Origin of the sequence: Tritonibacter horizontis, from assembly GCF_001518015.1 — a bacterium.
Taxonomy (GTDB): Bacteria; Pseudomonadota; Alphaproteobacteria; order Rhodobacterales; family Rhodobacteraceae; genus Epibacterium; species Epibacterium horizontis.
The window spans coordinates 82,905-101,013 of record NZ_LPUY01000008.1; the positions used below are offsets into that span (position 1 = coordinate 82,905).

The 18,109-nt window shown below is 54.1% G+C and carries 21 protein-coding genes; 10 read left to right on the forward strand and 11 right to left on the reverse strand.

The features are described from left to right. Positions 1–2: 2 nt before the first annotated feature. From TRIHO_RS00700 to TRIHO_RS00710, 3 genes are read right to left on the reverse strand one after another with little or no spacing between them, the layout of a single operon-like run. Positions 3–602 carry a Smr/MutS family protein gene (locus TRIHO_RS00700; protein ID WP_068239272.1) on the reverse strand — a complete coding sequence of 200 codons (600 nt, stop codon included), beginning with the start codon at positions 600–602 and terminating at the stop codon, positions 3–5. Further along, positions 602–1,660 (reverse strand): murein transglycosylase A, encoded by a 1,059-nt coding sequence (gene mltA, locus TRIHO_RS00705; RefSeq protein WP_068239274.1) that lies wholly within the window; start codon positions 1,658–1,660, stop codon positions 602–604. The genes TRIHO_RS00700 and mltA overlap by 1 nt, the downstream gene beginning before the upstream one ends. Further along, positions 1,657–2,313: a Tim44/TimA family putative adaptor protein gene (locus TRIHO_RS00710; protein ID WP_068239276.1), complete on the reverse strand. Its 657-nt coding sequence runs from the start codon at positions 2,311–2,313 to the stop codon at positions 1,657–1,659. The genes mltA and TRIHO_RS00710 overlap by 4 nt, the downstream gene beginning before the upstream one ends. Positions 2,314–2,426: 113 nt before the next feature. Here TRIHO_RS00710 and TRIHO_RS00715 point away from each other — a divergent pair, with 113 nt between their 5' ends. After that, positions 2,427–2,924 carry an FxsA family protein gene (locus TRIHO_RS00715; protein ID WP_068239279.1) on the forward strand — a complete coding sequence of 166 codons (498 nt, stop codon included), beginning with the start codon at positions 2,427–2,429 and terminating at the stop codon, positions 2,922–2,924. Between the two features lie 64 nt (positions 2,925–2,988). After that, positions 2,989–3,480: a protein-export chaperone SecB gene (secB, locus tag TRIHO_RS00720; protein WP_068239282.1), complete on the forward strand. Its 492-nt coding sequence runs from the start codon at positions 2,989–2,991 to the stop codon at positions 3,478–3,480. A 56-nt stretch (positions 3,481–3,536) separates the two neighbouring features. Here the strand turns inward: secB and dnaQ are convergent, their stop codons facing one another. Genes dnaQ through TRIHO_RS00740 form a run of 4 tightly spaced genes read right to left on the reverse strand, consistent with a single transcriptional unit; the run spans position 3,537 to position 6,280 of the window. Then, positions 3,537–4,268, reverse strand: a complete 732-nt coding sequence (gene dnaQ / locus TRIHO_RS00725) for a DNA polymerase III subunit epsilon (RefSeq protein WP_068239286.1) — start codon at positions 4,266–4,268, stop codon at positions 3,537–3,539. After that, positions 4,261–4,854, reverse strand: coding sequence for a dephospho-CoA kinase (gene coaE / locus TRIHO_RS00730; RefSeq protein WP_068239288.1), 594 nt, complete (start codon positions 4,852–4,854; stop codon positions 4,261–4,263). The genes dnaQ and coaE overlap by 8 nt, the downstream gene beginning before the upstream one ends. Further along, the gene (locus tag TRIHO_RS00735) at positions 4,851–5,684 is read right to left on the reverse strand and encodes a shikimate dehydrogenase (RefSeq protein ID WP_068239289.1); all 834 of its coding nucleotides are present in this window, start codon (positions 5,682–5,684) and stop codon (positions 4,851–4,853) included. The genes coaE and TRIHO_RS00735 overlap by 4 nt, the downstream gene beginning before the upstream one ends. After that, a complete protein-coding gene (locus TRIHO_RS00740) occupies positions 5,681–6,280 on the reverse strand; it encodes a Maf family protein (RefSeq protein ID WP_068239290.1) in 600 nt (199 codons plus the stop codon). The genes TRIHO_RS00735 and TRIHO_RS00740 overlap by 4 nt, the downstream gene beginning before the upstream one ends. Positions 6,281–6,698: 418 nt before the next feature. Here TRIHO_RS00740 and TRIHO_RS00745 point away from each other — a divergent pair, with 418 nt between their 5' ends. The 7 genes from TRIHO_RS00745 (at position 6,699) to TRIHO_RS00770 (ending at position 14,087) form a co-directional block, all read left to right on the forward strand. Then, positions 6,699–7,154 carry a CopD family protein gene (locus tag TRIHO_RS00745; RefSeq protein ID WP_068239293.1) on the forward strand — a complete coding sequence of 152 codons (456 nt, stop codon included), beginning with the start codon at positions 6,699–6,701 and terminating at the stop codon, positions 7,152–7,154. 127 nt (positions 7,155–7,281) lie between these two features. Next, positions 7,282–8,553, forward strand: coding sequence for a transcription termination factor Rho (rho, locus tag TRIHO_RS00750; protein ID WP_068239295.1), 1,272 nt, complete (start codon positions 7,282–7,284; stop codon positions 8,551–8,553). 29 nt (positions 8,554–8,582) lie between these two features. Further along, positions 8,583–9,869, forward strand: coding sequence for a tRNA uridine-5-carboxymethylaminomethyl(34) synthesis GTPase MnmE (mnmE, locus tag TRIHO_RS00755; protein WP_068239297.1), 1,287 nt, complete (start codon positions 8,583–8,585; stop codon positions 9,867–9,869). 12 nt (positions 9,870–9,881) lie between these two features. After that, positions 9,882–11,756, forward strand: a complete 1,875-nt coding sequence (gene mnmG / locus TRIHO_RS00760; protein ID WP_068239300.1) for a tRNA uridine-5-carboxymethylaminomethyl(34) synthesis enzyme MnmG — start codon at positions 9,882–9,884, stop codon at positions 11,754–11,756. Beyond that, complete coding sequence (rsmG, locus tag TRIHO_RS23065; RefSeq protein ID WP_082704972.1) at positions 11,753–12,370, forward strand: 16S rRNA (guanine(527)-N(7))-methyltransferase RsmG; 618 nt, start codon at positions 11,753–11,755, stop codon at positions 12,368–12,370. The genes mnmG and rsmG overlap by 4 nt, the downstream gene beginning before the upstream one ends. Further along, positions 12,363–13,175: a ParA family protein gene (locus TRIHO_RS00765; RefSeq protein WP_068239302.1), complete on the forward strand. Its 813-nt coding sequence runs from the start codon at positions 12,363–12,365 to the stop codon at positions 13,173–13,175. The genes rsmG and TRIHO_RS00765 overlap by 8 nt, the downstream gene beginning before the upstream one ends. A gap of 12 nt (positions 13,176–13,187) precedes the next feature. Continuing rightward, a complete protein-coding gene (locus tag TRIHO_RS00770) occupies positions 13,188–14,087 on the forward strand; it encodes a ParB/RepB/Spo0J family partition protein (protein WP_068239305.1) in 900 nt (299 codons plus the stop codon). Here the strand turns inward: TRIHO_RS00770 and TRIHO_RS00775 are convergent. Genes TRIHO_RS00775 through rph form a run of 4 tightly spaced genes read right to left on the reverse strand, consistent with a single transcriptional unit; the run spans position 14,077 to position 16,904 of the window. Then, positions 14,077–14,430, reverse strand: coding sequence for a YbaN family protein (locus TRIHO_RS00775; RefSeq protein WP_068239308.1), 354 nt, complete (start codon positions 14,428–14,430; stop codon positions 14,077–14,079). The genes TRIHO_RS00770 and TRIHO_RS00775 overlap by 11 nt on opposite strands. Before the next feature lie 2 nt (positions 14,431–14,432). Continuing rightward, positions 14,433–15,587: a radical SAM family heme chaperone HemW gene (hemW, locus tag TRIHO_RS00780; RefSeq protein ID WP_068239310.1), complete on the reverse strand. Its 1,155-nt coding sequence runs from the start codon at positions 15,585–15,587 to the stop codon at positions 14,433–14,435. Continuing rightward, positions 15,580–16,194: an RdgB/HAM1 family non-canonical purine NTP pyrophosphatase gene (rdgB, locus tag TRIHO_RS00785; RefSeq protein WP_068239313.1), complete on the reverse strand. Its 615-nt coding sequence runs from the start codon at positions 16,192–16,194 to the stop codon at positions 15,580–15,582. Before rdgB ends, hemW begins: the two co-directional genes overlap by 8 nt. After that, on the reverse strand, positions 16,191–16,904 hold the full coding sequence (rph, locus tag TRIHO_RS00790; RefSeq protein ID WP_068239315.1) for a ribonuclease PH: 714 nt from the start codon (positions 16,902–16,904) through the stop codon (positions 16,191–16,193). Before rph ends, rdgB begins: the two co-directional genes overlap by 4 nt. 139 nt (positions 16,905–17,043) lie before the next feature. On the opposite strand from rph, the gene hrcA reads away from it, so the two are divergent. After that, the gene (hrcA, locus tag TRIHO_RS00795; protein ID WP_068239316.1) at positions 17,044–18,108 is read left to right on the forward strand and encodes a heat-inducible transcriptional repressor HrcA; all 1,065 of its coding nucleotides are present in this window, start codon (positions 17,044–17,046) and stop codon (positions 18,106–18,108) included. The last annotated feature ends 1 nt before the right edge of the window (position 18,109 follow it).

The following is an 18,109-nucleotide window of genomic DNA, read 5'->3' on the forward strand; positions in this document are numbered from 1 at the left end:
ACTCACCGGTTGCGACGCAAATAAACATAATAGGCGCCGTCCCCGCCATGGCTGATATGCGCCGCAGTGATTTGCAGCACGGCCTGCGCCAGCGGCGGCAGGGATAACCATTGTGGTACCTGATGCCGCAGAACCCCGCGCGGCACGGGCATCGGTCCCGGTTCATCGCGATCTTTACCCTTTCCGGTAATCACCAGAACCAACCGTTTTTCAGAGGCTTGGGCATTTAGAATGAACCGGACCAATGCGCCATGTGCGGCATCCATCCGCATCCCGTGCAGGTCAAGTTTTCCTTCCGGCTTCAGCTTGCCCCGTTTCATCCGGCGAAAGGCTTTTTCATCCATCCGCAACGGATTTGCGGCCAGTTTTCGTCCCAGACTTGGCTTCAGATCGTGGCGTGGTGCGGGCGCACAGGTCTTGCTGCCGACCTTAAACTCCGACAGCGGGACAGATGTCCGATGAGGCTTTGGTTTGGGTGACGGAAGTGGCGGTTCGGCATGGCTCCCCGCCTTTTCTGCTCGGCTCGTCTGCAACTTTTCGGTATGAGCCACGACCTTTTTCCAAAGGTCGATCTCGTCTGATGTCAGCTTGCGGCGGCTCATCAGATATCATCCGGCAACAATGCATAGGCCCGTTGGATCGGCATCAACACAAACATCCGGCCAGGATCCTTGAGTTGACCGGCCTGGCGTCCGGCCTCATCCCCTGCTCCGAAGAATATATCGGCCCGTTGCGCCCCTTTGATCGCCGATCCGGTGTCTTGCGCGATCATCAGGCGACGCATCTTGGTTTCACCATTCTTTTCCAGCCAGACAGGCGCCCCAAGCGGGGTATAGGCCGGATCTACCGCGACCGAGCGCAACGGCGTGATCGACCGGTTCATGGCACCAAGCGGCCCTTTGTTTGGTGCAACACGGTTCACTTCCCGGAAAAAGACATAAGACGGATTGTGCATCAAAAGCTCGTTGCCGATCTTTGGATTTCTGCGCACCCAGTTGCTGATGACCCGTGCGCTCACCTGGTGCAGGTTATAAATTCCACGCCGCGCCAATTCCTGGCCGATCGACCGATAAGGGTGCCCATTCGCACCGCCATACCCGAGCCTTATGGTTGACCCGTTGGTAAGCTTGATCCGACCAGAGCCTTGGATCTGCAGGAAAAAAAGCTCTACCGGGTCATCGACCCAGGCGATCTCCAGTCCCCGCCCCTCCATCACGCCGCTGGTGAGAAGATCCCGTCGGGTGAGCCAGGGCGAATTTTGTCGGGCCTCAGGTGGCATTCTATAGACCGGATAACGATAGCGACTGGTTGGGACCAGAGATCCCTGCAATTCGGGCTCGAAGTAGCCAGTGAACAGCCCCTCATGACCATCCTCGATCATGACAGGGCGGAAAAACAGCTCGAAGAAACTGCGGGCGCCGCTGTCATCTGCACTCTGAGCCATCGCACAGAGGGATTGCCAGTCCGCCGCATCCATATCCATGCAGGTGTTCCGAAAAACACGAAGCGCCTCGACATGATTGTCGAGGTCCCAATCGGAAAGATCTCCGAATTCAAGAATACGATGAGAAACCGAGTCCGCAGTTTGCGCTCCGACACCGGAACAAAGGGCCGCGGCCAGAAAAGCCGCGCCAAGTCCCCGCCGAAGCGCCTCTGTCATGCGTCCGTTGCCACCAGCTGCCAGTTCGGATCGTCGCCACCCATGTGCCGAGAGAAGGTCCAAGTATCTTTCTGGCGTTTCACGGCCTTTGGATCACCTTCGACGATTTCGCCGCTGCGGTTGCGAACGGCGGAGGTCAACTCGCCAACGAACCGTACGGTGATATCAGCCGTCCCGGTCGCCTCGTCAAAAGTGGCGTCGGCGATTGAGGTTTCACGCACGCCAATGAATTCCGCTTCGATGGTCAGGCCCTGATCCTCGCGATTGGAAACCGCATCGACAAAGCTTTGAAAAATCTCGTCAGAGATAAACGGCTGAATACCGTCGAGCTCTCCGGTTTCAAACCCCATCAGGATCATCTCGTAGGCACCGCGGGCACCCTGCACGAACTCCGCCACGTGAAACGACGGTTCCGCGCGCTTCATTGCTGCAAACGCTTGGGCTTGCGGGCTTCCCTCATCGACAAAGGCCACGATATCATCATCGGGGCTCCCGTCGATTACTTCGAATTTGCGCTGGGGCGCGCGGACTTCGGACCCGGACAGTGGCGGCTTTTCAAAGCCCTCACGTGTACCCAGAACGCTCTTCAGGCGCAGGATCAGAAAAACCGCGATGCCGGCCAGGACCAAAAGCTCTATCAAGGGCGACTCCATTCATACCTCTTGTCCACCAGGACCTGTTGGTTTGAAACCAACGTGTTCTGCTCTTATGTAGGTGACAGGCGGGACCAAGTCCACCGTTCTGCCCTATGGAGAGGACGCCTATCATGCCACTTTTTCTGGCTTTTCTGCTGGTACCTATCATTGAAATCGGCCTGTTCATTCAGGTCGGCAGCGTGATCGGTCTCTGGCCGACCCTCGGGATTGTCATATTGACGGCAATTTTGGGCACCTGGCTGGTCAAGACTCAGGGCCGTCTGGCCCTTGGGCAGTTGCGCGGCTCGTTTGAACAATTGTCGGATCCAACGGAGCCTCTTGCCCACGGCGCGATGATTTTGCTGGCAGGCGCGCTGCTTCTCACACCCGGATTTTTTACCGACGCCATGGGGTTTGTGTTGCTCGTCCCCGGGTTTCGCAGTCGGGCCTTTGCCTATCTGCGCAGCAAGGTAACGGTGGCATCTTTTCAGATGGGGACCGGACCGGCAAACCGACCAACACACACGGGACCGCAGCCGGGCAACGGGGTCATCGATGGTGAATTCGAAGATGTCACCCCGCGCCCCCGTCACAAAGGTCCATCCGGCTGGGTGGAGGACCAAAAATAAGACTTTGAGGAAGCTCGCCCAAGCTGGTAAGCACGCTGCGACACGCAAAATTCAGGAGAGTTCCATGGCCGAAAATGGCGCAACCGCAGAGGGTACAGGTCAGCCGCCGGTGCAGATGAATATTCTCGGGCAGTTCATCCGCGACCTGTCGTTTGAGAACGTGATGGCCCAAAAAGGCGTCGGTGGCGAAGTCCAGCCAGACGTCAACGTTCAAGTTGCGCTGGATGCCAAAAAGCGCAGCACCGAAAATCAGTACGAAGTCATCACCAAGCTGACAATCGAGTCAAAGAACAAGGCCGGTGGCGAGACGCTGTTCGTGCTGGAACTGGAATACGTTGGTATTTTCAACATCTCAGGCGTGCCAGAGGATCAGTTGCACCCGTTCTTGTTGATCGAATGCCCGCGGATGCTGTTCCCATTCCTGCGCCGGATCGTGTCCGACATCAGCCGTGACGGTGGTTTCCCGCCGCTGAACCTGGACAACATCGACTTTGTCGGCATCTACCGCAACGAGCTTGCGCGGCGTCAGACCCCCGCTGACGAAACAGTGAACTAAAGCGACACATCGCATCAGTGTTCAGGAGCGTCGCCCCCTCTGGGAGCGGCGCTTTTTCAGTTCTGACCAGCGTTCCAAAGCGCGTCTTCGCCGAGTTTGGCGACAAAGGCGTCATGCGCTGCTTTTTCCTCTGCGGTCAATTTCGTCGGCAATTGCACAGGTCTCGGCTGCGGACGCCAATCACTGTCAACCTCGCGCGGGCCGTTGGATGATTGGGTCGACAATCCGAAATCCGGTTGCCGTCCGCCGATCAGCTCAAGATACACATCCGCGAGAATTTCCGAGTCGAGCAATGCGCCGTGCAGGGTTCGGTTGGTATTGTCGATGCTGAACCGGCGGCAAAGCGCATCCAGCGAGGCAGGAGAACCGGGGAACCGTTTGCGCGCAATCGCCAGGGTGTCGATGGCCTGATCCATCGGCAGTTGACGCAGGTTCAGCCAGCCGAGTTCCGCGTTCAAGAACTTCATGTCAAAACTGGCGTTGTGGATCACAAGTTTTGCATCGCCGACGAAATCCAGAAACTTCTGGCCGATTTTGGCGAAAACCGGTTTATCCCGCAGCGTCACAGCCCCCGGAGACGGTTGTTGTGGCGGCTCCAGCAGGTCAGGCCCAATCCCGTGAACGCCAAAGGCCTCGGCCGGCATGGAGCGTTCCGGATTTATATATTCGTGAAACGTCTTGCCGGTCGGCATGTGGTTGAACAGCTCCACCGCGCCGATCTCGACAATTCTGTCGCCTGAAAACGGATCAAAACCTGTGGTTTCCGTATCGAGTACGATTTCACGCATGACCCATCCTCCGTCTGATGTCGTCCAAGACAGCTGAAACCTGATCCCGTGCATGTGGCAGGCTATCGGTTTCGATCTTGTAGTCGCTCTTTCTCAGTTTTTCGTCGATCGGAAGCTGCTTCGAGAGGATCTGATCAAACTGGCTGGCGCTCATCGTGCCACGGGCCAAGACGCGACCTTGTTGCGTTTTCGGATCTACATAGACACATGCAACCGCGTCCATTTCCGTGTCACTGCCTGTCTCAAACAGCAGGGGAATGTCGAAGACCAGGATACCTGTTTTTATGCTCGACCGAAAGGCCTGCCGGTCGGCCTGAACCAGCGGATGGACAATGGATTCGATCTGATCCAGTACAGATTTATCATTCAAAATCAAATCTTTGAGTATACCTCTGTCAACCGCTCCGTTTTTGATTGCAGTTGGAAAGGCATCACCTATCGGACCGACGGCCGCACCACCCAAACTGTAGAGCCGATGAACGGCAGCATCCGCGTCCCAGATCTTGCAACCCAATTCTGCAAAGATTTTTGCGGTAGTGGATTTGCCCATACCGATGGAACCGGTCAGGCCGAGCGAGAACCTCATTTAAGCGCTGCTTCCCGCAAGGCCTCATCAACTTCTGGCCGATGCCCGAACCAACGTTCAAACCCTGGCACAGCCTGATGCAATAGCATTCCAAGCCCATCAACGGTCGTACAACCCGCCTGTTCGCCTGCTAGCAAAAGCTCGGTCTTTAGCGGCGCATAGACCAGATCGGCAACAACCGTTGAGGATTGCAACCCGTCCAGCGGTACCCGCAAGCGGCGCTGGCCAACCATTCCGAGAGACGTGGTGTTCACAACCAGTGCTGCATCCTCGATGATATTGCCTGCTTGTGCCCAATCGACGACCCTGACCTTGTTGCCGAACATGCTGGCAAAGGTCTCCGCGCGGGCGCGGGTTCTATTTGTAAGACGGATTTCCGGTACGCCCGCTTCTATCAGCGACGCGACCACGGCGCGGCTTGCCCCCCCTGCGCCAAATACTGTCGCTGGCCCGGATTTTGGGTCCCAATCCGGCGCGCCCTGATGCAGGTTGGTGATGAATCCGTAACCATCCGTATTGTCAGCGACCACTGTCCCGTCTTCACGGAAGATCAATGTATTCGCCGCACCCATAAGTTTCGCGCGATCGGTCACCTTGTCAGCAATCGTCATGATTGCTTCCTTGTGGGGAGCAGTGACATTCGCCCCCACAAACCCCATTTTTGGCAGCATTCGAATGATCTGTTCAAGGTCGTCCGCTTCCACATGCATCGGCACATAGTGCCCTTTTATCGCATGTGTATCGAGCCAGTGTCGGTGCACCAAAGGAGAGCGCGACTGCGCAATCGGGCAGCCTATCACACCTGCGAGCGGGATTTTCTGCTCTGTCATTGTTCGATTATCCCCTGCAGACCTAGGTAACTTATGATTTCCAACATCGGTAATCCCAAAACATTAAAGTAGCTGCCGTCAATGGTTGTAAACAGCCGGACACCCTCTTCTTCCAATTTATAGGCTCCGACGGCATGTCGAATGCTGTCCCAATTGCGTGCCACATAATCCTCTAGGTAGCTGTCGCTACTTTGCCGCATCGCCATCCGAACCTGCCCGACGTGCCGCCAGAGCGGCATACCATCCCGGTAGATGACTGCCGCGGACAATAGCGTGTGGCGCTTCCCCCGCATGTCCTTCAACTGTTCCAGCGCAGTTTCCGGTGTCACAGGTTTCGACAACAGGCGGCCTTCGAAATCCAGCACCTGATCGCATCCCAGTACAAGCCGGTTTGGGTGGCGCCCGGAAACCTTGCGCGCCTTTGCCTCAGCCAAGGCATCAGCGATGTCTCGCGGTGACGCGCCTTCCGACAACAATGCTGCCTTAATTGCGCCTTCATCGACGCGGGCACGTTCTACCTCTACGTTAACATTTGCCTGACGGAGCAACTGTGCACGGATGGCAGATCCGGAGGCCAGAACGATGTGGGTACTCATGTGGAAAACCCTATGGGAAAGCGTCTGATGGTTCTGGGACGTTTTGTATGCATTTCACCGCTCAGCGCAAGGCTTGGACTAAACCCCGGTTTTGATGAAAATTCTCCATGATTCCTCCATGGGGGATTGGGATAACTTTCAGAGCGTGGATAACTCGGCTCATCCCGGTTTGTCCCGGTCTTATCCACAAGAGTGGAAAGGTAAACATATGGTTAACACCCATATTTTTCAGGGTGTTAACCATTTATTCAGGTCTGTGTCAGGAATGTGGCGCAAAATCTGTCCACGTTGTGAGTAGCAGTGCGAATGACTCGATAATCCACCGAAAACAGGGTGCACTACAAAAACATCATCCTTATAAAACTAATTAATATTTAAGGGGGGCCCATGGGTCCTGTTCGGAACAAGGAACCCGATCATGGACCTGACAGATCTGATGTTCACCCTCTACCCCTATGCGAAATCTCTTCACATCATGGCAGTGCTGAGCTGGATGGCAGGGCTGTTCTATCTTCCACGGCTTTTTGTGTATCACGTCGAGCAAGCTCAGAAATATGAACAGATCCAGCCGATCTTCGTGACGATGGAACAGAAGCTGTTGAAACTGATCATGCGACCAGCCAGCATTGTGGCATGGGCTGCAGGGCTGTTCATGGTCTTCACACCAGGGATCGTTGATTGGTCCTACGTCTGGCCCTGGACCAAAGGCGCATCCGTGCTTGCGATGACCTGGTTTCACCACTGGCTGATACGACGTCAAGCAGCCTTCGCTACGGGTGAAAACAAGCTCACTGGGCGGCAATATCGGTTGATGAACGAGGTCCCGACCCTTCTGATGGTCATCATCGTTGTATCGGTCGTTTTCAAGTTCTGACGTGTCATTTGACACAGACCAGCAGACCCAGTACTAACGGCCCAGCGGACCCGTCCGGGATTCCCGCCATTTCCGTATCTTTATCGTGATGTCCTCTGCTGGCAGAGGGAACAAGGGCCGTTTGTGAATGACCGAGCAATCTCTGAATCTTTCTGATCTCAAGGCCAAAAGCCCCAAGGACCTCCTCGCCATGGCTGAGGAGCTGGAGATCGAGAATGCCTCGACCATGCGCAAGGGCGAGATGATGTTCCAGATCCTGCGCGAACGCGCCGATGAGGGATGGGAAATCGCCGGCGATGGCGTTTTGGAAGTGCTTCAAGACGGTTTCGGCTTTCTGCGGTCGCCAGAGGCCAACTATCTGCCTGGTCCGGATGATATCTACGTTTCTCCTGACATGATCCGACAGTTGTCGCTGCGCACTGGCGATACGGTCGAGGGTCAGATCAAGGCGCCGCTTGAAAACGAACGCTATTTTGCGCTGACAACGGTCACCAAAATCAACTTTGAAGAGCCTGAAAAGGCACGCCACAAAATTGCGTTTGATAACCTGACGCCGCTTTATCCTGACGAGCGGATGACCATGGAAATCGAAGATCACTCTGCCAAGGATCGGTCTTCGCGAGTGATTGATCTGGTTGCGCCGATAGGCAAGGGCCAGCGGTCCCTGATCGTTGCGCCACCACGGACCGGTAAAACGGTTCTGTTGCAGAATATTGCGCATTCGATCGAGCAAAATCACCCGGAATGCTATCTGATCGTTTTGCTGATCGACGAACGTCCCGAAGAGGTGACAGACATGCAACGTTCGGTCAAAGGTGAGGTTGTCTCCTCTACCTTCGACGAACCCGCTGCGCGTCACGTGGCCGTCTCTGAAATGGTGATCGAAAAAGCGAAACGGCTCGTCGAACACAAACGAGATGTTGTTATTCTTCTGGACTCCATCACAAGACTTGGCCGAGCCTTCAACACTGTTGTGCCATCTTCCGGCAAAGTGCTGACAGGTGGTGTTGATGCAAATGCGCTGCAACGTCCAAAACGGTTCTTTGGGGCGGCACGGAACATCGAAGAGGGCGGATCTCTGACGATTATCGCGACTGCTCTGATCGACACCGGCAGTCGGATGGATGAAGTTATCTTTGAAGAATTCAAAGGTACGGGCAACTCCGAGATCGTTCTGGACCGCAAGATTGCCGACAAACGGGTGTTCCCCGCAATCGACATCCTCAAGTCTGGAACCCGGAAGGAAGAGCTCCTGGTCGACAAGGTGGATCTGGCAAAAACCTTTGTTCTGCGGCGTATTCTGAACCCGATGGGGACAACGGACGCCATCGAGTTCCTGCTCTCTAAGCTCAAGCAAACAAAGACAAATACGGAATTCTTCGACTCAATGAACACCTAGATCAGGCAGGGCGATCAAGAGGCCAAATCATGGATACAATCTTTGCATTGGCCAGTGCCCAGGGTAAGGCCGGTGTTGCTGTAATACGTGTGTCTGGCCCTAGCGCGCTTGAGGTTGGGTCAACGCTGTCAGGTAAAACACTTCCTGATCGTGGTATGACATTTTCAATTTTGAAAAGTGATACTGGTGAGATTCTGGACGAAGCGCTTGTATTGTCGTTTCGCGGGCCAGAAAGTTTTACCGGGGAAGATGTCGTCGAGTTCCAAGTTCATGGCAGCAACGCCGTTGTCGCCGCAATGCTCGATGAGCTGGAGAAGCTGAGCAACGTTAGACTTGCGGAGCCTGGCGAATTCACACGCCGCGCGATGGACAATGCAAAGTTGGATCTTACTCAGGTCGAAGGACTTGCCGATCTCATCGATGCAGAAACAGAAATGCAGCGAAAGCAAGCTCAAGTTATCCTGTCAGGGGGCTTGCGAAAGATAGCCGATCGCTGGAGATCCGATCTCATTCGCGCGGCGTCTCTTATCGAAGTAACGATTGATTTTGCGGATGAGGACGTACCGGTCGATGTTACCCCAGAAGTGAACAAGCTTCTTTCTGGAGTTATGTTTGATTTAAATAGGGAAATTGAAGGATTTTCTGTTTCCGAACGCATTCGATCCGGGTTTGAAGTCGCTATCATCGGAGCGCCCAACGTTGGAAAATCAACACTTCTGAATGCTCTTGCCGGGCGCGATGCTGCGATCACGTCTGAATATGCTGGTACGACCCGTGACGTTATTGAAGTCCGAATGGATCTCCATGGTCTTCCGGTGACCCTGCTTGATACCGCCGGTCTTCGTGATACTGATGATCATGTTGAAGGTATCGGTATTCAGCGTGCCCGGGATCGGGCGGAACAAGCTGATCTAAGAGTGTTTTTGGCGAATGAGCATGAAGTACTAGATGTTCGTTTTGTAGACGGGGACATTCGACTTTTTCCAAAAGCAGATATGCGTCAGTCACCGGATGGGGCAATTTCTGGGAAAACGGGGGAGGGGATTGATTATTTGGTTCAACATGTCTTTGAGACGTTGAAGAATCGGTCCGTCCATGCTGGAATTTCTACTCGTGCGCGACATCGGAACGCACTAAACCGCTGTTCTCAGAGTTTGGATCGCGCAATCCACGTCCTGAAAGATGGCCCGGAATTTTATGATATTGCGGCCGAAGAAATGAGATCCGCTATTCGGTCGATCGAAGGGCTTATCGGCCGGATAGGCGTAGAAAACCTACTGGATGAGATTTTTTCGAGTTTCTGCTTGGGTAAATGAGGACTGTTTCACGTGAAACATTCAAACTACGATGTAATCGTCGTCGGCGGTGGTCATGCCGGAACCGAGGCCGCACACGCTTCCGCTAGAATGGGCGCGAAGACGGCTTTGATTACGCTGTCCAAAGATAGCATCGGAGTGATGTCTTGTAACCCAGCCATCGGAGGTTTGGGAAAGGGACATCTTGTTCGAGAGATCGATGCGATGGACGGTGTTATGGGACGCGTGGCTGATCTCGCCGGAATTCAGTTTCGATTGCTGAATCGCCGCAAGGGACCGGCAGTTCAAGGTCCAAGAGCGCAGGCAGACCGAGCGATATATCGGTCCGCGGTTCTCAATGCTACCGAATCACAATCCAACCTTGATATCATTCAGGGAGAAGTTGTAGATTTTCTCGGACATAGTGCTCATCAGGTGACCGGTGTGGAGCTTGCAGATGGAAGTGAAGTGACTGCTAAAGCCGTGGTCCTTACATCTGGTACCTTCCTGAACGGCGTAATTCATATCGGCGATGTTTCGCATGCCGGCGGTCGCATGGGAGATAAACCTTCCATCCGTTTGGCACTGCGGCTCAAATATTTCGAACTTCCGCTAGGACGGTTGAAAACAGGGACTCCGCCGAGGTTGGATGGAAAAAGCATCGATTGGGAGAGACTTGAAACCCAACCTGGTGATGATGATCCGACCTTCTTTTCCTTTCTCACTTCGAAAGTGTCTGTCGACCAGATTTCTTGTGGAATAACCCATACAAACGAAAAAACTCACCAAATCATCAGGGAAAATCTCGAACGCTCAGCTATGTACGGCGGTCATATTGAGGGAATTGGACCGAGATACTGTCCCTCGATCGAAGATAAGGTCGTGCGATTTGCAGAAAAGACATCCCATCAAATTTTTCTGGAGCCGGAAGGGCTAAATACTTCGACGGTATATCCGAACGGAATTTCCACCAGTTTGCCTGAGTCTGTACAGGTTGAATATGTCCGCTCTATCGTTGGCCTTGAAAACGCAAAGATCTCACAGCCCGGTTACGCAATCGAGTACGACTTTGTCGATCCCAGATCTCTGCGATTGACACTGGAATTGAAGAGTGTTGGCGGGCTTTTCTTTGCAGGGCAAATCAATGGTACGACTGGCTATGAAGAAGCAGCCGCGCAAGGTCTCGTTGCCGGGCTGAATGCGGCGTGTAAAAGCCTTGGTAAAGAGCAGGTAGAGTTTAGTCGATCCAATAGCTACATCGGCGTTATGATCGACGATCTGGTGACGAATGGCGTATCTGAGCCTTACAGGATGTTCACGTCACGGGCGGAGTTCAGGCTGTCGTTGCGGGCGGATAATGCTGATCAACGTCTGACGCCGATAGGCCAGAATTTGGGTTGTGTTACCGAAGCGCGCAGTCGACAATTCGAAAAGAAAATTGAAGCGCTGAAATCTGCTACCGCTCTGTTGGCTTCCTCATCGTTCACTCCGAAACAGTTGAATGATGTGGGTGTGCGAGCCAACGAGGATGGAAAACGTCGGAGTGGACGAGAGGTTTTGGCATTTCCTGATGTCGCATTTGAGGACTTGGTGCCGTTAATCCCATCATTGTCCAGCGTGAGTGGCGATATTCGCCAACAAGTGACGCGAGAGGCGTTATACGCTAACTATATTGAGCGTCAAAACCGGGAGGTTTCGTTGTTGAAAAAGGACGAACAACATATAATTCCTGGTGATTTTGACTATCAAATTGAAGGCCTGTCGACGGAACTTCGGCAGAAGCTTAATAGGGTAAAGCCTGAAAATTTGGCGCAAGCTGCACGAATTGATGGCATCACGCCCGCGGCGCTGGCCTTGGTTCTTGGGACACTTAAGCGAAGAGAGCGATTTGAGGCGAAATCAGCATGAGCGTCGATCTTGTTCGAGCCCATTTCAATGTTTCACGTGAAACATCGGAGCGGCTGGATATTTTTGCAGCAACGCTGAAAAAGTGGAATCCAAAGATAAATTTGGTTTCTAAAGGCAGTCTGACATGTCTGTGGGAGCGGCATATCCTGGACAGTATCCAGGTCTTCCATGCGGTGGAGACGCCACCGTCGTGGCTGGATCTTGGAAGCGGAGGAGGGCTGCCAGGTTTGATCGTTGCCATTCTTGCTGCCGAACTTTCGCCCAAAACCTTGATCACCTTGATTGAAAGTGACCAACGAAAATGTGCGTTTTTGAGAAATGTAGCTAGAGAATGTGAAATCTCAGTCTTGGTGAAGTCCGAACGCATTGAGACAGCTGATCCAGAGAACGCACATGTGATTTCCGCGCGTGCCCTTGCGGATTTAGATACCCTTTTGTCGTTTTCAAAACGACATCTTCAACAAGGTGGCGTTTCAGTCTTTCCAAAAGGCGAAAGCTGGAAAAAAGAAGTGGATAACGCTCGCGAACGATGGCGGTTTGAATGCGAAGAGATTACAAGTCTAACTGAGCCTGAGGCTGTCATTCTCAAGATCAAGGGAGTAGAGCGTGTCTGACATGTCCCGTTTGGGAGACCCCCGCATAATTGCCATTGCAAACCAGAAGGGTGGGGTAGGTAAGACAACCACAGCAATAAACCTCGCGGCAGCCTTGGTAGAAGAGGGGATGCGCGTCCTACTTGTTGATTTGGATCCTCAGGGCAACGCATCGACAGGTTTGGGTGTGGAAGCGGATGCACGCGAACACACCACCTATGACCTTCTCGTTGAATCAGCGGATTTGTCCGATGTGATCAGACAGACCGATCTAGATGACCTTTGTATTATTCCTGCAACCGTCGATTTGAGCTCTGCGGATATCGAGCTTATTTCAAATGAGAAGCGAAGCTACCTGCTACATGATGCTTTGCGACAACCGGCAATGGCAGAATATGATTGGGACTATATTCTGATTGATTGCCCTCCATCTCTCAATCTTCTGACCGTCAACGCTATGGTTGCCGCGCATTCGGTTCTGATTCCGCTTCAAAGTGAGTTTTTTGCCTTGGAGGGCCTGTCACAGCTGATGCTGACTATTCGAGAAGTTCGACAGGCTGCAAATCCCAAACTTCGGATCGAAGGCGTTGTGTTGACAATGTATGATCGTCGAAACAACCTGTCTCAACAGGTTGAGCAAGATGCGCGGGAAAACCTGGGAGATTTGGTGTTTCGAACCAAAATCCCACGCAATGTTCGTGTCAGCGAGGCGCCATCCTATGCCATGCCTGTGTTGAGCTACGATTCTACCTCTCTGGGAGCCAAGGCGTACCGACAGCTTGCCGGAGAATTGATTGCCAACAACCAAGAAGTAGCGGCCGAATAAAAGGGGCGAGTAATGTCAGATAAAAAACCCAAACCTCGGGGATTGGGCCGCGGGCTCTCCGCTCTTATGGCAGATGTCAACGCAGAACCGGTAAGCACGGACAGCGGTAGACCGCCTAGAAATGCCGAAATCCTGGTTCCGACCGAAAAAGTACAGGCGAACCCGGATCAGCCGCGACGTCAATTTTTGCAGGAAGATCTTGATGATCTGACAGCTTCCATCAAAGAAAAGGGGGTATTGCAGCCCCTTATTGTACGGCCACGCGATGGTGGAATGTATGAAATTGTCGCAGGCGAACGCCGCTGGCGTGCAGCACAGGCTGCTCAATTGCATGAGGTTCCTGTTCTTATTCGCGACTACTCCGATGTGGAAATGTTGGAAGTTGCGATTATTGAGAACATTCAACGTTCCGACCTGAATGCGTTGGAAGAAGCGCAAAGCTATAAGCAGCTGATGGACAAATTTGGACATACTCAGGAGAAAATGGCGGAGGCGCTGGGGAAAAGTCGCAGCCACATTGCCAACCTGGTTCGTTTATTGCATTTGCCGACCGACGTTCAAACCTTGGTACTTGATCGAAAGCTCTCAGCGGGGCACGCGCGCGCATTGATCACCTCTGACAACGCGTCAGAGCTGGCAAAGCGGATCGTCAAAGGCGGGCTGTCTGTTCGCGCAACCGAAGCATTGGTCAAGAAAGACGCGGCAGGTGTCGCGGGATCCAGTTCGGCGAAAAAGCCGAAATCGCAGGCTGAGAAAGATGCAGATACGCGCGCGCTTGAATCTGATCTTTCGGCGATGGTGAGGATGAAGGTGTCGATTGACCACAAACCTGGCGGTGAATCTGGTACGGTCACAATCACCTATGAGACGCTGGATCAGCTGGACGAACTTTGTAATCTTCTTAGCCGTTAGGCCGTGACCAGATAAACAAGGTGACAAGGCTCAGGGCGGCAGCTTGAATCAAAAGCAACGGTGCTGGGACCTGTAAAACAAGAGAAATTGTGAATACGGCGGCGATCGATACGGTGGCCGCCTTTTTTGCACGCGGCGAGATCGCGCCATGTTGCTGCCAGTCGAGAATGAGCGGACCAAAAACGCGATGCTCCATCAGCCAGCGGTGCAGGCGTTCCGACGACCGTGCAAAGAAGAAGGCTGACAGGAGTAAAAACGGAACTGTCGGCAGGAGCGGAAGGATCACCCCAAGGGTTGCGAGAAGCAACGAAATGAGACCGAGGAAGAGGTATATCACCTTCATAATCAATCCACTAGGAGTTCACGGAGAACAGCGTTGAGAACCGCACGTCCCTTGATCGTTGCGCGAAGCCGGTTGTTTTCGACGACAACCATTTCCAAGTCGCTCAGTTCATTCAACTTAACTGAGGAAAGCGGTCTACCGGAGAGGATCTGGTGTCTTTCAATATCTAGACCTTCATATAGTCGCATACCCATCATCATGTGTTCGACCACTTGATCTTCTGGTGTCAGTACTTCGAAGGGAAATGTACCCTGGTTGTTCTCGACAGCTTTCAACCACGCACCCGGTGCACGAGGCGATTCCGTTGCATAGCGTTGGTTCTTCAGGGTCAATCGTCCATGCGCCCCCGGGCCAACGCCGACGTAATCTCCATATCGCCAATAGATTTTGTTGTGGCGGCTTTCCGCACCGGGCCTGGCATGGTTCGAGATTTCATATCCTGGCAAACCATGGGCCGCACAGATGTCTTGCGTCGCAATATACATGTCGGCTGCATTGTCATCTGTCGGCAGTTCACGGAGCTTGCCCCGCGCATAGCGATCACCAAAGGCAGTGCCGTCTTCGATTGTCAGTTGATAGAGCGACAAGTGGTCAATCGCCATGTTGAGGGCTTCTGACAGTTCGCGTTCCCAACTTTGCAGAGATTGCCCCTGACGCGCATAGATCAGGTCAAAGCTCACACGGTCAAAGCAGGACCGGGCGACATCAAAGGCTTTCGTCGCCTCCGCGACGGTATGGATGCGACCCAGTCGCCGTAGATCTTCGTCATTCAGGGCCTGTATGCCCATCGAAATGCGATTTACGCCGGCGTCACGATACCCATTGAAACGGCCTGCTTCGACCGAGCCAGGGTTTGCCTCAAGCGAGATTTCAATATCGTTGGCAAAGGGCCAAATTTCCTTGGCGGTTTCGATCACCGCGGCAACGGTGTCCGGGTGCATCAAGGAGGGGGTGCCGCCGCCGAAGAAGATGCTGTTCAGAACACGGCCGGGAACCAGCGCGCCCATGCGATGAAGCTCTTTCTGATAGGCCTCAACCCAGACGGATTGGTCGATCTTTGAGACAACATGGCTGTTGAAATCGCAATAGGGGCATTTGGCCTGGCAAAAGGGCCAATGGATGTAGAGGCCAAAGCCCCCATTGCGCCAATCATCCACCGAAACAGCCTTTGACAAATTTTGCGACCGCATCGCCGCGGTGACTGATCTTGTTTTTCTCCCATCGATCCATCTCGGAAAATGTGACCTCATGGCCCTGGGGGACAAACATGGGGTCGTAGCCGAATCCATCCAGTCCGCGTGGAGGCCAGATCAGATGACCCGGCGCAACGCCTTCAAAGACTTCGTCGTGGCCATCCGGCCAGGCGAGGACGAGGGTGCAGCGAAACTGTGCCAACCACGGCTGATCCGCTTTTGCCTGCTGCAATGCGTCATGGGCGCGGGTCATTGCCTGCATGAAGTCACGACCATTTCCGGTCTCGGCCCAATCGGCAGTATAGACCCCGGGCGCGCCGTCCAGGGCGTCAATTGTAATACCGCTGTCATCTGAAAGGGCAGGGAGCCCGGTTGCCTGCGCTGCCGCATGGGCCTTGATCCGGGCGTTGCCGACAAAGGTGTCTTCGGTTTCGTCCGGTTCGGGCAGGTTCAGCTCTGCGGCGCCCACAATTGTAACACCAAACGGCTGGAGGAGATGGGCCATCTCCTCCAATTTACCTTTGTTGTGGGTGGCGACCAGCAACCGGTCGCCGTCAAACTTCCGCGTCATGATGCAGCTGCCTTTTGCATCTCGGCCAATTCCGCCGTGCCCTGCGTTGCAAGATCCATCAGTTGGTTCATCTGGTCCCGCGAAAAGACAGATCCCTCGGCACTCATCTGCACTTCAATCAGCTTGCCGGAACCGGTCATGATGAAGTTGCCATCGACGCCGGCTTCGGAATCTTCGGGGTAGTCGAGATCAAGCACAGGCTGACCGGCATAGATACCGCAGGAAATCGCGGAGACCGGATCGACAAGGGGGTCGATCTTGACGTCGCCGATCTTCATCAGCTTGTTCACGGCCAGCCGCAACGCCACCCAACCGCCGGTGATGGAGGCGCAACGCGTGCCGCCATCGGCCTGAAGCACATCGCAATCGACCGTGATCTGCCGTTCTCCCAATGCGACCCGGTCAACGCCGGCGCGCAGAGCGCGGCCAATCAGGCGCTGGATTTCGACCGTACGGCCGCCTTGTTTTCCCGTCGTCGCTTCGCGCCGCATGCGAGTATTCGTTGCCCGCGGCAGCATGCCGTATTCTGCCGTTACCCAGCCAAGCCCTGACCCCTTGATAAACGGTGGCACCCGGTCTTCAATCGTCGCAGTGCAGAGCACATGGGTCTCGCCCATCTTGATCAGGCAAGAGCCTTCTGCATGTTTGGTAAAGCCGGTTTCGAAAGAAACCGCGCGCATTTCGTTCAGGGCACGTCCAGAGGGTCGCATGTGGATATCCTTTTGCTGTTGCCTGTCGATACCGTTCGTGGCCTTGGCGATGCAAGGGTCATTGACCAGATCTAGGGATGCGCTTTAGTGACAAAGAGAGGTACCGTTCGGGTAACTTCAGCGATGCACCGAGTGAGAGATGACCAACGCCAATACCATCCTGCAAGATATGAACGACCGATCGCGCGAAGTCTTTCGGTTGTTGGTCGAAAGCTATCTGGACACGGGTACACCGGTCGGGAGCCGAACGCTTACCCGCTCACTGAATGAAAAGGTCAGCGCGGCAACTGTTCGTAATGTCATGCAGGATCTGGAATATCTCGGATTGCTCGACAGTCCTCATGCTAGTGCGGGCCGCGTTCCGACCCATATGGGGTTGCGTCTGTTTGTCGATGGATTGTTGCAAATGGGCGATCCCAATATGCAAGATCGGGCCCGCATCGACCGGACGTTGGGAGAGAGCAACAGCGATGTTGGCGGTATGCTGGATCGTGTTGGCGCCGCGCTATCCGGGGTGACACAGGGGGCGTCGCTTGTTTTGACGCCCAAATACGAGGCCGAGCTGCGTCATATCGAATTTGTCTCGCTCGCACAGGATCGGGCGCTGGTTGTGCTGGTATTCTCTGACGGGCACGTGGAAAACCGCCTGTTCACCCCGCCGCCGGGGCAAACGCCCAGTTCGATGCGAGAGGCTGCAAATTTTCTCAATGCGTTGATCGAGGGGCGGACCCTGAGCGAAGTGCGACAGGATGTGCAGGCAGAGATCAACAAGCGACGCCAGGAAATTGATACGCTGGCCAGCGATATGATAGAGAGCGGGCTTGCCGCCTGGGAGCAGGATGGCAACGATCAGGCGCGGCTGATCGTTCGGGGACGCGCGAATCTCCTGTCCGAAGATGGCGCCCCGGACGAGCTGGAGAAAATCAGAACCCTGTTTGATGATCTGGAACGCAAAAGAGACATCGCCGAATTCCTCGAACTGACCGAAGAGGGCGATGGTGTACGCATTTTTATCGGCTCAGAGAACAAACTTTTCTCACTTTCGGGTTCCTCTTTGGTGGTGTCTCCATATATGAACGCAGATCGAAAGATCATCGGTGCGGTGGGGGTCATCGGCCCCACGCGCCTGAACTACGGACGGATTGTGCCGATCGTGGACTACACGGCACAGCTGGTCGGAAAAATGGTATCCGACCAGAGTTAGA

Excerpts from the sequence above, each read along its gene's own strand:
- TRIHO_RS00700 (WP_068239272.1), bottom strand. The coding sequence starts at position 602 with ATGAGCCGCCGCAAGCTGACATCAGACGAGATCGACCTTTGGAAAAAG.
- mltA (WP_068239274.1), bottom strand. The coding sequence starts at position 1,660 with ATGACAGAGGCGCTTCGGCGGGGACTTGGCGCGGCTTTTCTGGCCGCG.
- TRIHO_RS00710 (WP_068239276.1), bottom strand. The coding sequence starts at position 2,313 with ATGGAGTCGCCCTTGATAGAGCTTTTGGTCCTGGCCGGCATCGCGGTT.
- TRIHO_RS00715 (WP_068239279.1), top strand. The coding sequence starts at position 2,427 with ATGCCACTTTTTCTGGCTTTTCTGCTGGTACCTATCATTGAAATCGGC.
- secB (WP_068239282.1), top strand. The coding sequence starts at position 2,989 with ATGGCCGAAAATGGCGCAACCGCAGAGGGTACAGGTCAGCCGCCGGTG.
- dnaQ (WP_068239286.1), bottom strand. The coding sequence starts at position 4,268 with ATGCGTGAAATCGTACTCGATACGGAAACCACAGGTTTTGATCCGTTT.
- coaE (WP_068239288.1), bottom strand. The coding sequence starts at position 4,854 with ATGAGGTTCTCGCTCGGCCTGACCGGTTCCATCGGTATGGGCAAATCC.
- TRIHO_RS00735 (WP_068239289.1), bottom strand. The coding sequence starts at position 5,684 with ATGACAGAGCAGAAAATCCCGCTCGCAGGTGTGATAGGCTGCCCGATT.
- TRIHO_RS00740 (WP_068239290.1), bottom strand. The coding sequence starts at position 6,280 with ATGAGTACCCACATCGTTCTGGCCTCCGGATCTGCCATCCGTGCACAG.
- TRIHO_RS00745 (WP_068239293.1), top strand. The coding sequence starts at position 6,699 with ATGGACCTGACAGATCTGATGTTCACCCTCTACCCCTATGCGAAATCT.
- rho (WP_068239295.1), top strand. The coding sequence starts at position 7,282 with ATGACCGAGCAATCTCTGAATCTTTCTGATCTCAAGGCCAAAAGCCCC.
- mnmE (WP_068239297.1), top strand. The coding sequence starts at position 8,583 with ATGGATACAATCTTTGCATTGGCCAGTGCCCAGGGTAAGGCCGGTGTT.
- rsmG (WP_082704972.1), top strand. The coding sequence starts at position 11,753 with ATGAGCGTCGATCTTGTTCGAGCCCATTTCAATGTTTCACGTGAAACA.
- TRIHO_RS00770 (WP_068239305.1), top strand. The coding sequence starts at position 13,188 with ATGTCAGATAAAAAACCCAAACCTCGGGGATTGGGCCGCGGGCTCTCC.
- TRIHO_RS00775 (WP_068239308.1), bottom strand. The coding sequence starts at position 14,430 with ATGAAGGTGATATACCTCTTCCTCGGTCTCATTTCGTTGCTTCTCGCA.
- rdgB (WP_068239313.1), bottom strand. The coding sequence starts at position 16,194 with ATGACGCGGAAGTTTGACGGCGACCGGTTGCTGGTCGCCACCCACAAC.
- rph (WP_068239315.1), bottom strand. The coding sequence starts at position 16,904 with ATGCGACCCTCTGGACGTGCCCTGAACGAAATGCGCGCGGTTTCTTTC.
- hrcA (WP_068239316.1), top strand. The coding sequence starts at position 17,044 with ATGACCAACGCCAATACCATCCTGCAAGATATGAACGACCGATCGCGC.